The sequence below is a fragment of the Pseudomonas sp. PP3 genome, from assembly GCF_905336995.1.
GTDB classification, from domain to species: domain Bacteria; phylum Pseudomonadota; class Gammaproteobacteria; order Pseudomonadales; family Pseudomonadaceae; genus Aquipseudomonas; species Aquipseudomonas reinekei.
Window position 1 is genome coordinate 4,939,620 of sequence record NZ_HG995459.1, and the last position, 12,667, is coordinate 4,952,286.

Below are 12,667 nucleotides of genomic sequence, written 5' to 3' on the forward strand. Positions count from 1 at the left end.
GCGAACTCACCACACAGTAGCGGCAATTCGGCGATCTGCGCCACTGGCCGAGGATTTTCATGGATTACTTTATCATTGTCGTCACTACCGTCGCTGGTCTGTACTTCCACGGGTGGTTGTACGTACGGATCAGACGCTGGATGGACCGCGATCTGGCGCTAGCGCTGGCGGGGAATGACGAACGGAAAAAAGCGTTCATGCTCCAGCAACTGGCCATTGCCCAGACGCAGAAGATCAGGCGTCGAGAGCTGCCGCAATGGCTGGAGGCCGCTGCGGCAGGTTATCTCGAGCGGTAGACTGCTCAGGGTGCCAGACGTTCAAGAATCCAGTCGGCACCCTGCAGGCGGTAGTTCAGGCGGTCGTGAAGGCGGCTCGAACGGCCCTGCCAGAACTCGATGCGCTCCGGCAGCAGGCGGTAACCCCCCCAGTGCTCTGGGCAGTGTGGCTGGGTATCGCTGAAACGTTGCTCGGTATCCTTGAGCAGTTTTTCCAGTTCCCCACGATCGGCGATCACCCGGCTTTGCGGTGATGCCCAGGCGCCCAGGCGGCTGCCCAGCGGACGAACCTGATAATAGGCATCGGACTCTGCAGGCGTGACCTTCACCACCCGTCCTTCAATCCGAACCTGGCGTTCCAGGGTCGGCCAGAAAAACGTCATGGCCCCGAACGGATTCGCCGCCAGGTGCTGGCCCTTGGCGCTGTCGTAGTTGGTGAAGAAAGTGAAGCCTTTCTCGTCCAGTCCCTTGAGCAGCAGGATACGGCAATGCGGCCGACCGTCCGGGTCGACCGTGGCCAAGGTCATGGCGTTCGCTTCCACCGGTGCCTGTTCGGTTTTCACCGCATCAGCGAACCACTGGTGGAACAGCGCAAACGGCTCGGCCGGGGCTTGCGCCTCGGTCAGGCCATCACGGGTGTAGTCGCGACGCATATCAGCCAGGGCCTTGGTCATGGCGCATTCCTTTTGGTTAACGAATCACTTCTTTGTGGTATCGGCGGCCGCGACTTTCTTGGTGTCGGCAGCGGCTTTGGCCGGTGCAGTCTTTTTCGCCGGAGTCGCAGTTTTAGCCGGGGTCTTCTTGGCGGCGGCTTTCTTGGCCGGTGCTTTTTTCGCGGCAGGCACTGCAGCCTTCTTCGCGGCCGGGGCCGGGGTCACAGGCTTGGCGACCGGTTTGATGTCTTGGGCAGCCACCAGGGTGACTGGCGCCGGGGCCGGCATGTTGTACTTGCTCAGCAAGGCGACCATGGTGTTCTGCGGGGTCACCAGCAGTTCCACGCGACGGTTCAAGGCGCGTCCTTCAACGCTGTCGTTGGCCGCACGCGGCGCTTCACTGCCCATGCCGCGCAGCATCAGACGATCACGCTGCAGACCGCTGAGACGGAAAATCGCGGCGACCGCTTGCGCACGTTCCTGGCTCAACTTGACGTTGGCTGGGGCCGCGCCCGAGGTATCGCTGTGGCCCAGTACCAACACGGCAGTCTTAGGATCGACTTCAAGGATTTTCGCGACACGGGTGAACGGGCCGAGGGTTACCGGCAACAACATCGCCGGGCGATCCGGGTTGAACGAGCCTTCGACCGGCGCCGTCACCACCAGTACGTTTTCACGGCGTTCGAGTTGCAGGTTGCTGTCTTTGATCGCGGTACGCAGGCGCGGCTCGTAGTCATCGAGCCAGGCCTGGGTGACTTTCGGATCAGGCATCGGCACGACTTTGGCGGTGCTCTGCTCTTTGCCACCGAACGGCCACCACCACTTGCCACCTGCTTCGGCATCGGCCTTGGCGACAGCGGCGGGTTTGGCTTCAGGTTTGACTTCCGCCTTGGCAGCCGCCTTGCTCGCGTCGTCATCGGAGCCGAACGGCCAGTACCAAGGGCTGGTGCTTTCAGTCTTGGCCACCGGAGCGCTGGCGGCAGGTTTCAGCGGGGCCGGCGCAGAATCCTTCGCGGCAACTTTGTCGGAAGAGCCGAACGGCCACCAACTGCCGCCGTCTGCATCATTTTTAGGATTCTGTGCGCAACCGGTAATAGCGAAGCACAGTGCCAAGGCGAGGGTTGGTTTGGTTGACATTGGATATCCACAAAAATGAAGTCATAGAAAAATCAGGCCGGATTGGCCCGCATAAACAGACGCTTTGAAACTGAAAAGGCTTTTGGGTTCCAGCTCCCGGAACCCTCAGCAGGTTTTACAGACAAGTGGCCAGTACCCGCACAAGCTTTTGTGCGCGCGGATCCATCAAGACGTACGGCCCCAGTGTATTTGTCACAAAACCGAAAGCCACATCGTGCTCCGGGTCAGCAAAACCGATGGAGCCACCGGCGCCCGGATGCCCGAACGCGCGTGGGCCCAGGCCGAATGTCGCGTTGGGCACTTCCGGTTGATCGAGCATGCAGCCCAGGCCGAAACGGGTACGGGTCAGCAGCGTCTTGTCCTCGCCGAGGCTGTGCTCGCGGGTCAGTTCGTCGAGCATTTCGCTTTCCAGCAGGCTGCCATCGAGCAAACCGGCGTAGAACCCGGCCAGGCTGCGCGCATTGCCGTGGCCGTTGGCCGCCGGTTGCTGCATGCGCCGCCATTCCGGCTTGTTGGTGCTAGTCAGCACCGAAGGCGGATTGGTGAACGCACGGGTAGTCATGGCCGTCGGCTCGCGCAGGGTCACTTGCAGCAGGCGCTGAGCCGCCGCATCGCCGACGTTGCCCTTGCCACGGGCGATGTGCGCCACGCGGTGAAATTCTTCATCGGCCAGACCGACGTGGAAATCCAGGCCCAACGGCTTGGCGACCCGCGCCACAATAGATTCACCCGGACCGCGCCCGTCGGCCCGGCGCAGCAATTCGCCAACCAGCCAACCGTAGGTGATGGCCGCATAACCGTGACCTTCGCCCGGTGTCCACCACGGTACTTCGGCGGCCAGGGCGTCAACCATGGTTTGCCAGTCGTAAAGCGCTTCGGGCGCCAGCAACTCGCGCAATGCCGGCAGGCCGGCCTGATGGCAGAGCAATTGACGCAGGGTCACGGATTCTTTGCCAGCGGCGGCAAACTCAGGCCAGTAGCGGGCAACCGGAGCATCCAGTTGCAGCTTGCCTTCGGCCACCAACTGCAAGGCGGTGACGGCGGTGAAGGTCTTGGTGCAGGAGAACAGGTTGGCGATGGTGTCGCTGTGCCAGGCCTCGGCACCATCCTTGTCAGCGGTGCCGGACCAGAGGTCGAGCACGGTTTCACCGCCAATTTTGATGCACAACGCCGCGCCACGTTCCTGGGGATCGTCGAACAGCGCCGCGAACGCTTCACGCACTGCCTCGAACTGAAGCTCGTAATGACCCTGAATCTGCACCCGCAACTCCCCGGAAAAACGTTCTGTAAAGTGGCCCGCATTGTTCCAGCCCTTGAGGGTTTTGGGAACAGGGTCGGGCCGGGCGGTCAGGTCAACTGAAGGCAGCCTGCGGCAACCGCTTTAATGGCCTTTGCCAGAATGCCCACCAGCCCCCTTCCCCGGGCCTTTGCCGGCATCGGCCTCTCGGCCACCCTCAGCGTCATGGCTGGGTTTGCCCGCCTCGGCTGCTGCCTTCTGGGCGTCCTTGGCCAACTGATCAATGGCCGCGAGGTTGCTCTTGCGCACGCTATCGACAAAACCCTGAAACGGCAGATCGGTAATCCCCACCAGACCAAAATGCCCATTTTCGCCATCCAGCAGACGCCCGGTCACAGGTTGATCGAGGTATTGGAACCAGTGCACCCCGACGACAGACGGCTCGATCAACGCCTGTTTGAGGAAGTTCGCATAAGCCGTGCCTCGATCTTCTTCCTTCGCCAGTTGCGTCACGCCGCCCCAGAATGGGCCGCGATCGGTCGAGCCGAAGTTGAACTCGGTAATCAACACTGGTTTGTCCAAAGCACGCAGTTTGGCGAAGTCATAACCGTCCTGCGGTTGCAGGGTGTACATATTGAAGCTCAATACATCGCAATACTGGGCGCAGGACTGCACGGCTTCCGGTGTGCTGATGGCAAAACGGCCGCCGAGCAACAACTGGTTCGGCGCGTGCCACTTGAGCGAGTCGGAAATGGTCTTGAAGTAGGTGTCGGCGAAAACCTTCTGGAAGTATTTGAAGTCTGCCTCGATTTCCGGGTGCTCGGCGCTCGGCAGCGGTGGCACGAAACCCGGGTCCTCCATCAATTCCCATGCAGGCAGTTCAATGCCCCAGGCCTTGGAAAGGCCCGCCTGATTGCGGTACTTGTCGCGCAACTGCTTGAGGAACGCACGCTTGGCCGGCACGTCCGTGGTCATTTTCAAGGTGCCATACGCCAAGGCATAACGGGCTTTCGGGTCATCGCCGGGACCGGCCCAGGCCAGTTCGTTGTCGGCGTAGTAACCGATCAGCCATGGATCGTCGCGATGATCACGGGCGGCGATGGCCACGGCGCGCTCGGTGGCCATGGCGAAACGCGGGTCGAACGGGTCAGGCATGCCGCCCCACCAGTCGCTGCCGGTGCTGATGCTGGCGTAATCGCCGACAATCGACAGCGGTAACGTGTAGGGCACTCGGTCAGCATTGGCCAGTGCCGGCGCGCTCCAGTTGCCCACGGTGTTGAAGCCCCAGGCTTGCAGACGGTCGAGGGCATGACCGGTCCAGCGTTTTTCGTCAAAGGCCACTTTGCAGGGTTCGACAGGCGCTGGCTCGGCGGTTTTAGCGGCGCTCGCGGCGCTGGCATCGGTTCTGGCCGCCTCGGCAACACCCGATTCGGCACTCGATGGCACCACCGGTTGCTCGGCGGCTTTTTCTGCCGTTGCCTCTACCGCGTCAGCCTTGGCGGCTGCGGCAACACCGGCCTTGGTGTCGCTGCCCAGTGCGCAGGGGTCGCCGTACAGGCGCTGCAAGTTGGCCCCGTAAAAGTCGTACCAGCGACCGAAGCTGAAGCCTCGCCCCTGATCGGCACCGTTGCCGCCGCGGTTATCCCCTTCGCCGTAATGGCTGGCCAAAGGCTCCTCAGCCTTGGGCAGGGATTCGAACATCCACTCGCGGCCAGCGATGTACGTCTGGTTGACGTCTGCTGCAACCGTGTTGACCCCCAGCGAATAAAACGGATGCCCTTGCGGTGTCACCAGATACCAGCGGCCGTCACGCTTCTCGGTCCGGAAAAAACCGCTGGCCTTGAATGCCGGGCCTTTGGTCCAGCCGCCGAACTTGTCCAGTGAAGACTTCTCGCGCTCGGCCAGCCAGGTTTTCAGCTGTTGCTGCTCCTTGGCGGCGGCGCTTTTCAGTTGTTCATCGTTACTGACTTTCTCAGGCCATTTGGCCCGGGTCGATTGGCCGTAAGCATCCACCAGGCCGCCATAAACGGCTTGGGTGACGGCCTCGCCATCCTGCACGCCAAAGCGCTCCAGCAAGATGCTCTGGGCAACTTTCGGTTGATCCATCGAGACGCTCACCGACACCACCTGGCGGCGATCCAGCTCACCGGCGCTGCTGGCCAACAGAATGCGCTGCCCGTCGACGGTCATCGGCATCGGCGGGCCGGCTTTCATGCCCTGGCTCAGCGGTGACGTCGGCTGCAGCGGCACCAGCAAGGTTTGCGCCGGACCGGCCGGCAGATCGACACGGCTGACCAGTGTCTTGCCATCGTTGCTCTGGATGGTCACGTACAGGGTCACGGCCCAGTTCATCGCGCTCTGGATGCGCAGGCTCATCACGCCCGATTGCGACCAGTCCCAGGCCCCGGTCTGAGGAGTCAGGCGCAGGGTCGGCTTGGCGACAGGGTTGAAAGTCACCCGGCGCAACACTTCGCCTTCGGGGGTTTGCTCGGCGTTGGATTGCGGCAGGCTGGCGTCCTGAGTCGCCACCTGGACTACGTCGGCGGGGCGTACAAAGTTGAACAGCGTCTGCTGCCCGGCGGGAGCGGCCAGCAAGGGCGTTGCGAACAACAGGGCAAAAACAGCAGGCAACGAACGGCGAATCATGAGAACGAAATTCTCCCTAACGACCTTCAATGGGCCAGTGGAAAAGCGATGGCTGAAAGATAGACAACGCGGCGGGCAAAACTGCCCACCGGTGTTTCAGGAAATTTCACGTCGGAAAGGAGGCAACGCATTGAGGATCGCTTTGCCGTAGCGCTGGGTCACCAGACGCCGGTCGAGCAAAGTGATGGTGCCGCGGTCTTCTTCGGTACGCAGCAAGCGCCCGCAGGCCTGAACCAGCTTCAACGAGGCGTCCGGCACCGAGATTTCCATGAACGGATTGCCGCCACGGGCTTCGATCCATTCGGCCAGTGCCGCTTCGACCGGGTCATCCGGCACCGAGAACGGAATCTTGGCGATGACCACGTGCTCGCAATAGGCGCCGGGCAAGTCGACCCCTTCGGCAAAGCTTGCCAGGCCGAACAACACGCTGGAATCACCGCCATCAACCCGCGCCTTGTGCTTGTTCAGAGTTTCCTGTTTCGACAGGTTTCCTTGAATGAACACCTGTTTGCGCCAGTCGCGGTCGAGACCGTCGAACACGTCCTGCATTTGCTTGCGGGACGAGAACAGCACCAGCGTACCGCGCGAGCCTTCGACCAGATCCGGCAGATCACGGATGATCGCGGCGGTGTGCGCGGCCGCATCACGGGGATCGGCGTTGAGGTTCGGCACCCGCAACACACCGGCGTCAGCGTGATGGAACGGGCTCGGCACCACGGCGGTGACGGCTTTTTTCGGCAGGCCGGCGCGCATGCGAAAGCGGTCGAAGGTGCCGAGGGCAGTCAGGGTCGCGGAGGTCACCAGCGCGCCGTAGGCCACGTTCCACAGGTTGCGTCGCAGCATCTCTGCCGCGAGGATCGGGCTGGCGTTGACCTCGATGTCGAACAGCGAACCGCTTTCGGCCAGGGTCAACCAACGGGCCATGGGCGGGTTGTCTTCCGGGTCTTCAGCGGTGAATGCGACCCACAACTCCCAGTTGCCCGAAGAACGCGACAACAGGCTGCCGAACAGTGGATACCACTCTTCGGCCTGGTTGCTGGCGATGCCGATGTTGACCTCGCCGTCCATGCCTTCCTTGAGCAATTCGGTCAGGCGCGTGAACAGGTCAGTCAGGCGGGCAAAGCCTTTCTTCAATTCGGTGCCCATCTCGCGCATGTGCTCGGGAATCACCCCGCCGACGAACCGATGACGCGGGCGTTCGCGGCCTTCGACGTCTTCGCCGGGCTTGAAATCGGCAACCTGTTCGCAGGCGGTGAACATGAACTGCTGCTGGGTCTTGATCTCCCGCGCCAGCTCGGGCACCTGCTCGATGAGCTTGCCCAAGTCCCCCGGCAACGGATGCTGGGCCAGCAGCTTGGTGAGGTTTTTCGCGGTGGTTTCCAGCCAGTCAGCGGTGGAACGCAGGCGCGTGTAATGAGCGAAATGGCCGATGGCCTTGTCCGGCAGGTGGTGACCTTCGTCAAACACGTAGATGGTATCGCGCGGGTCCGGCAACACGGCGCCGCCACCCAAGGCCAGGTCAGCCAGCACCATGTCGTGGTTGGTGACAATGACGTCGACCTTGCCCATGCCTTCGCGGGCCTTGTAGAAGGCGCACTGGCCGAAGTTAGGGCAATGGCGGTTGGTGCATTGGCTGTGATCGGTGGTCAGGCGCGCCCAGTCGGCGTCTTCAAGCGCGGTGGACCAACTGTCGCGGTCGCCGTCCCATTTATTGCCGGCGAGCTTCTCGATCATGCTGGTGAACAGCTTCTGGCTGGCTTCATCGACCTCGATCTTGAAGCCTTCTTCTTCGAACAACTGCGCCGTGGCGGTTTGCGCGTGACCTTCCTGGAGCAACATGTCGAGCTTGGACAGGCACATGTAGCGCCCGCGGCCCTTGGCCAGGGCGAAGCTGAAGTTCAGCCCGCTGTTGCGCATCAGGTCGGGCAAATCCTTGTAGACGATTTGCTCTTGCAGGGCGACGGTGGCCGTGGCGATGACCAGGCGCTTGCCCGCGGCCTTCGCCGTCGGGATCGCCGCCAGGCTGTAGGCCACGGTCTTGCCGGTACCGGTGCCGGCTTCCACCGCAACAATCGCGGGGTCGCCACTGCGCCGGCCTTCGTCGTCGGTGTCGATGTCACCGAGGACCTTGGCAATTTCGGCGATCATCAGGCGTTGGCCGTAGCGCGGTTTAAGGCTCTTGGCTTCGAGAAAACGCGAATAGGCGCCCTGGATCGTGGTTTTGAGTTCAGTGCTGATCATGACTTGTCGGGCGCAAAAAACGCTGGATAAATTTTCAGTGGTTCGGTTCGGCGGCTATCATACCCCGCTAATGAATCCCGCGCAGAACGGAGTACCCGAATGACCGCTTTTAGCCTCGTTTATAGCCTGCATGTACTCGCCGCACTGGTGTGGGTGGGCGGCATGTTTTTCGCCTGGATGGTCTTGCGCCCCGCGGCGGTCACGGCACTTGAGGGACCTGCCCGCCTTAAGCTGTGGGTGGAAGTGTTTCAAGGTTTTTTCCGCTGGGTCTGGGGCGCGGTGGTGCTGTTGCCCGTCAGCGGTGTGATCATGCTGAACCTGCATTTCACCGGGTTTGAAAACGCGCCGCGCTATGTGCAAGTGATGATGGGCTTGTACGTCGTGATGACGGCGCTGTTTATCCGGATTCAGGCGTTGATGCTGCCGGAACTGCGCACGGCTGTGGAAGCACAGGATTGGCCGGCAGGAGCGGCGGTGCTGGGACGGATTCGTCGGTTGGTGGGGATCAATTTGCTGGTGGGGCTGGTGGTCGTCGTGATTGCGGCGCTAAGGCCAATCTTTTGAGCTGACATGGCACTTGTGGCGAGGGAGCAAGCCCCCTCGCCACAGGGGTGTTGGTGGTTCTTATAAGCGCTGTACTGTCACAGACCCCGCTGCTCCGGCAACTCCCGGTTGCCCGTCAACACCCGGCTTGCCGCTCTTGCCGCCATCGGCTTTATAGATCAGGCAACCCTTGGCCTTGCCGCCTGCCCCCGGTTTTCCACCAGGCCCGGCCAGGCCACCTGCACCACCGGCAACCTGAACCTTGATCTGTTCTGCCGGGTAATCACGCGGCACTGCCAGCTTCACCAGTGCTCCCGGTGCGCCTGGCTGACCGTCACTGCCGTCGCTGCCATCGGCACCTCGGCCGGCCTGACCCCAGGTGCAGCCCGGGGCCTGACCATTGGCGCCGTCGAGGCCGACGAAGCCCGGCGCCCCCGCACCACCGCGCGCATCAACGAACAATTGCGGGGCATTGAGGGTTTTGATCTGCAGATTCAGGTTGCGCCCGGAGCGAGCGGCTTTCTGATAAGTGCCCGGCGCGCCGCGCGCGGTAATCTGGCTGCCCTCGGACAACTCGGCACGGCTGACTTTCAATTCCAGGGCCTGTTCGCTGGGTACGATCGCAATCCGTGCATCACGGCCCAGATGCAATTCGCCGACGGTCACCTCGGTCACGTTCGACGGAATCAACAAAGTGCCGTAGTCCGCCACTTCCAGGCGTTCCAGCTGCAAGGTGCTGGTGGTGTTGGGCAAGCGCATCAGCGAGTTGGTTTCGACACTCACCACCTGAGCGCAGGCCAGTGGGCTGATGAGTGCGGCGAGCAGACAGAGTTTACGCATGGGAAGCCTTAGATGCGGTGGGAGCGGGGATGGTTTGCAGGTGGAAAACGCCGAAAATGACAATCTTCAGACGATCACGCCAAGGGTGCGCGCGGCCTTTGAGGCTGCGGTTGCAAAAAAGCGCTTCAAGCAGATGGAGGATTGCCAGAACACCGCCGGACAGTTCGACCAACAGGTGCAGCGGATGGACAAACGGCATGAGCTGATTGACCAGCACCACCAGCCAGAACAGCAGGGTCAACAGCTTCCCCAGCCCCCAGATCACCTTCATACGCCCCTCGATGAGAATTATTGTTTGGGCGCACAGTAACGGCTTCCACGCGGGATAAGCCAGAGGGTGAGCGAAAATTCTTCATGAAGATCGCCGAATGGCCGTCGAAACGCGGGCAATCCGCGCTCGACAGCTCTAATCCGCGACTCAGCGATTGATGTGCAATTCCACGCGACGGTTTTTCGCGCGCCCTTCTTCGGTTTCGTTATCCGCCACTGGCTGGCTTTCACCCTTGCCCTCGCTGGTGAGTTTGTTCGGTGCTACACCCTGGGCCAACAGATACTCCGCAACGCTGCTGGCGCGACGCTCCGACAGACTCTGGTTATAGCTGTCCGAACCGACGCTGTCGGTGTGACCGATCACCTTGATGCTCACCACGTCGGCGTCCTCCAGTTTGCCCATGATCGCGTCGAGTTCGCTTTTCGCGGTCGGGGTCAGGTCCGACTTATCGAAGCCAAAGAACACGTCGTTGCTCAACGTAATGACTTCAGGCGCCACAGGTTCGGCCGGTTTCACGCTGGCCGGGTATTGCGGCAACGGGCATCCGTGATGTTCCACAGGGGTGTTGGCCGGGGTGTCGGGGCAGCGATCGCGGCGGTCAAACACGCCATCGTCGTCTTCGTCTCCGTCCTGGGCGTAACAGATCAAGCCACCGGTCAAAATACCGAGCGCCGCTCCACCGGCCGCCCAACCGCTACTTTCGATAGCGCCCAGGCCTCCGCCGACCAGTCCGCCAAGGAGGCTGCAGATCGGCCAGGTACGTTGATTGAGGGGGGCAGTGCCATCGCTGTGAGTAGCGCAACCGGTTAACAGGCTGCCCAGCAGCAGAACCGGTAAGACGGTCCGTGTGAGATTGCTCATTTTTGGAAGCTCCTGTGTCACCGGCCGATGCCGGTTACACAGGAGTAAAGACCCGCATCCGCGACTGCACAAGCCGCGGATGCGAGGGACCTAGCGGTTGATTTTGATTTCCGTGCGACGGTTCATCGCGCGGCCGTCAGCCGTTTTGTTTTCGGCAACCGGCTGGCTTTCACCGGCACCGGTTACAGACACGAAGCTGCTGCGTGGTACGCCTTCCTGGATGAGGTATTCAACCACCGAGTGGGCGCGTTTATCCGACAGTTTCTGGTTGTAAGCATCGCTGCCCACGCTGTCGGTGTGACCGGTTACCGTCAGTTGAGCGTTGGGTGCTTCCCCTTTCAAGCGAGTGGCGATCTTGTCGAGCACTGCTTTGTCAGACTGGGTCAGCGTGGCTTTGTCGAACTGGAAGTGGACATCACGAATGACAATGGTTTCTTCCTTGACCACCACCGCTTCTTCAACCACTGGAGCAGGTGCTGGTGGTGGGCAGCCATCGGCATCGACCTGAACGCCTTTAGGCGTGCCCGGGCACTTGTCGCGACTATCCGGCACGCCATCGCCGTCTTCGTCGCCATCACCGTGAACCCAGCAATAGGCTGCCGCCGTACCACCCACCACCAAGGCGCCCCAGCCAGCCCACGACGAGCTTTCGGTCGCGCCGAGCCCCGCACCTACGACACCACCGACGGCCGCACAGGTCGGCCAGTCGGTTTTCTGCAAACCTGCACAACCAGTTAACACACTGGTTAGCAGAACCAGGGGTAATGCTGTCCGAACTATGCTCATCTAGTTTTCTCCTTAAGGATCGGCTTAGAACCGATTCAGGGAGTAAAGACCCGAGTTTAATTCTCCGCCAGCAATAGGCCATTGCAGTTTTCTCCCGTGTTCACGGCAGATCGTCACTTTTCGGTAAAAGCCGCTCTAGGCTCGAACTTGCGGGCAGGCTAGTCTTGGCACATCTGATTGAGGAACTTCGATGATTGCAGCTATTTCTTCGCGCACGCCGCAACAGGCGCTGGCCGCTTTGCTGGATCGTTACGCCCCGGCGCGTCTGTTGCTGATTGGCGCCAGCGAATTCCCGGCGCTTGAAGCCTTCAAGCTCGCACACCCCGACAGCTGCGTGGCGCATGCGGCGCCCGGAGCGTTGCCGGCCGAGCTGGCGGCGCGCCGGTTTGATCTGGCGCTGGTGGTCGATTGCCTCGAGCACTTGCCCAAGCGCGATGGCCTGAACCTGCTCGGCGGCATCCGCAACCTCAATGCCAGTCGCATCGCTGTCCTGGCCGATTTACCGGCCAGCGGCTGGCAGGAGACCGATTTTTTCTCCCTGGCCCTGCAAGCCAGTGAGCGTTTCCAGCGCGACGATCAGGTGTTGACCCTGTTCACCTATGATCTGCTTGACTACAAACAAGTCCCCGACTGGCTCAATTCGCGTTTCTGGGCCAATCCGGAAAACTTCGGGAAATATTGGTGGTAACGCAATGAGTACATCCATTTGCCCTTGCGGCAGCGGCACCCTGCTCGACGCCTGCTGCGGTCATTACCATGCCGGTCACCCGGCGCCATGCGCCGAAGCCCTGATGCGCTCGCGCTACAGCGCCTATGTGCTGGGCCTGATCGATTATCTGGTGGCGACCACCCTGCCCGCCCAGCAATCAGGGCTCGATCGGCAATCGATCAGCGACTGGAGTGCCCAAAGCACCTGGCTGGGCCTTGAGGTGGAAAGCTCGGAAGTGCTCGGCGGCCAGCCGGAACACGCATTCGTGACCTTTACCGCGCGCTGGCACGACGGCACCGGCGAACACAGCCACCGCGAACGCTCGTCGTTCGTGCAGAACGCCGGCCACTGGTACTTCATCGACCCCACCGTGGCACTCGACATCGGGCGCAACGATGCCTGTCCTTGCGCAAGTGGGCAGAAGTTCAAGAAGTGTTGCTCGGGGTATTTCGGTAGCGGATAGAACGT

General features: G+C 61.5%; 13 protein-coding genes. 4 read left to right on the forward strand and 9 right to left on the reverse strand.

Annotated features, from left to right (window positions below):
- The first annotated feature begins 59 nt into the window (after positions 1 to 59).
- The gene (locus KHO07_RS22460; protein ID WP_150732156.1) at positions 60 to 296 is read left to right on the forward strand and encodes a hypothetical protein; all 237 of its coding nucleotides are present in this window, start codon (positions 60 to 62) and stop codon (positions 294 to 296) included.
- 5 nt (positions 297 to 301) lie between these two features.
- On the opposite strand, the gene pdxH is transcribed toward KHO07_RS22460, so the two are convergent.
- The 5 genes from pdxH to dinG all read right to left on the reverse strand — a co-directional run bounded on the left by pdxH (position 302) and on the right by dinG (position 8,189).
- A complete protein-coding gene (gene pdxH / locus KHO07_RS22465) occupies positions 302 to 949 on the reverse strand; it encodes a pyridoxamine 5'-phosphate oxidase (RefSeq protein WP_150732155.1) in 648 nt (215 codons plus the stop codon).
- Positions 950 to 973: 24 nt separating this feature from the next.
- Complete coding sequence (locus KHO07_RS22470; protein ID WP_212625586.1) at positions 974 to 2,065, reverse strand: OmpA family protein; 1,092 nt, start codon at positions 2,063 to 2,065, stop codon at positions 974 to 976.
- Positions 2,066 to 2,180: 115 nt separating this feature from the next.
- Positions 2,181 to 3,326 carry a serine hydrolase domain-containing protein gene (locus KHO07_RS22475; RefSeq protein ID WP_212625587.1) on the reverse strand — a complete coding sequence of 382 codons (1,146 nt, stop codon included), beginning with the start codon at positions 3,324 to 3,326 and terminating at the stop codon, positions 2,181 to 2,183.
- Positions 3,327 to 3,446: 120 nt separating this feature from the next.
- Complete coding sequence (locus KHO07_RS22480; RefSeq protein ID WP_212625588.1) at positions 3,447 to 5,948, reverse strand: beta-galactosidase; 2,502 nt, start codon at positions 5,946 to 5,948, stop codon at positions 3,447 to 3,449.
- A 96-nt stretch (positions 5,949 to 6,044) separates the two neighbouring features.
- The gene (dinG, locus tag KHO07_RS22485) at positions 6,045 to 8,189 is read right to left on the reverse strand and encodes an ATP-dependent DNA helicase DinG (protein ID WP_212625589.1); all 2,145 of its coding nucleotides are present in this window, start codon (positions 8,187 to 8,189) and stop codon (positions 6,045 to 6,047) included.
- A 99-nt stretch (positions 8,190 to 8,288) separates the two neighbouring features.
- On the opposite strand from dinG, the gene KHO07_RS22490 reads away from it, so the two are divergent.
- Complete coding sequence (locus KHO07_RS22490; protein WP_212625590.1) at positions 8,289 to 8,753, forward strand: CopD family protein; 465 nt, start codon at positions 8,289 to 8,291, stop codon at positions 8,751 to 8,753.
- Between the two features lie 60 nt (positions 8,754 to 8,813).
- Here KHO07_RS22490 and KHO07_RS22495 read toward each other — a convergent pair whose 3' ends face one another.
- The 4 genes from KHO07_RS22495 to KHO07_RS22510 form a co-directional block, all read right to left on the reverse strand.
- Positions 8,814 to 9,572 carry a collagen-like protein gene (locus KHO07_RS22495; RefSeq protein ID WP_212625591.1) on the reverse strand — a complete coding sequence of 253 codons (759 nt, stop codon included), beginning with the start codon at positions 9,570 to 9,572 and terminating at the stop codon, positions 8,814 to 8,816.
- Positions 9,565 to 9,843 (reverse strand): DUF1145 domain-containing protein, encoded by a 279-nt coding sequence (locus tag KHO07_RS22500; RefSeq protein ID WP_150732148.1) that lies wholly within the window; start codon positions 9,841 to 9,843, stop codon positions 9,565 to 9,567. Before KHO07_RS22500 ends, KHO07_RS22495 begins: the two co-directional genes overlap by 8 nt.
- A gap of 147 nt (positions 9,844 to 9,990) precedes the next feature.
- On the reverse strand, positions 9,991 to 10,704 hold the full coding sequence (locus KHO07_RS22505) for an OmpA family protein (RefSeq protein ID WP_150704509.1): 714 nt from the start codon (positions 10,702 to 10,704) through the stop codon (positions 9,991 to 9,993).
- Positions 10,705 to 10,794: 90 nt separating this feature from the next.
- Positions 10,795 to 11,490 carry an OmpA family protein gene (locus KHO07_RS22510; protein WP_212625592.1) on the reverse strand — a complete coding sequence of 232 codons (696 nt, stop codon included), beginning with the start codon at positions 11,488 to 11,490 and terminating at the stop codon, positions 10,795 to 10,797.
- A 190-nt stretch (positions 11,491 to 11,680) separates the two neighbouring features.
- On the opposite strand from KHO07_RS22510, the gene KHO07_RS22515 reads away from it, so the two are divergent.
- Complete coding sequence (locus tag KHO07_RS22515) at positions 11,681 to 12,178, forward strand: DUF6231 family protein (RefSeq protein ID WP_150732146.1); 498 nt, start codon at positions 11,681 to 11,683, stop codon at positions 12,176 to 12,178.
- Positions 12,179 to 12,182: 4 nt separating this feature from the next.
- Positions 12,183 to 12,662 carry a YchJ family protein gene (locus KHO07_RS22520; RefSeq protein WP_150732145.1) on the forward strand — a complete coding sequence of 160 codons (480 nt, stop codon included), beginning with the start codon at positions 12,183 to 12,185 and terminating at the stop codon, positions 12,660 to 12,662.
- Positions 12,663 to 12,667 lie beyond the last annotated feature (5 nt).

Coding starts and splice junctions, on each gene's coding strand:
- KHO07_RS22480 (WP_212625588.1), bottom strand. CDS start 5,948: ATGATTCGCCGTTCGTTGCCTGCTGTTTTTGCCCTGTTGTTCGCAACG.
- KHO07_RS22495 (WP_212625591.1), bottom strand. CDS start 9,572: ATGCGTAAACTCTGTCTGCTCGCCGCACTCATCAGCCCACTGGCCTGC.
- KHO07_RS22520 (WP_150732145.1), top strand. CDS start 12,183: ATGAGTACATCCATTTGCCCTTGCGGCAGCGGCACCCTGCTCGACGCC.
- dinG (WP_212625589.1), bottom strand. CDS start 8,189: ATGATCAGCACTGAACTCAAAACCACGATCCAGGGCGCCTATTCGCGT.
- KHO07_RS22510 (WP_212625592.1), bottom strand. CDS start 11,490: ATGAGCATAGTTCGGACAGCATTACCCCTGGTTCTGCTAACCAGTGTG.
- pdxH (WP_150732155.1), bottom strand. CDS start 949: ATGACCAAGGCCCTGGCTGATATGCGTCGCGACTACACCCGTGATGGC.
- KHO07_RS22500 (WP_150732148.1), bottom strand. CDS start 9,843: ATGAAGGTGATCTGGGGGCTGGGGAAGCTGTTGACCCTGCTGTTCTGG.
- KHO07_RS22470 (WP_212625586.1), bottom strand. CDS start 2,065: ATGTCAACCAAACCAACCCTCGCCTTGGCACTGTGCTTCGCTATTACC.
- KHO07_RS22490 (WP_212625590.1), top strand. CDS start 8,289: ATGACCGCTTTTAGCCTCGTTTATAGCCTGCATGTACTCGCCGCACTG.
- KHO07_RS22515 (WP_150732146.1), top strand. CDS start 11,681: ATGATTGCAGCTATTTCTTCGCGCACGCCGCAACAGGCGCTGGCCGCT.
- KHO07_RS22505 (WP_150704509.1), bottom strand. CDS start 10,704: ATGAGCAATCTCACACGGACCGTCTTACCGGTTCTGCTGCTGGGCAGC.
- KHO07_RS22460 (WP_150732156.1), top strand. CDS start 60: ATGGATTACTTTATCATTGTCGTCACTACCGTCGCTGGTCTGTACTTC.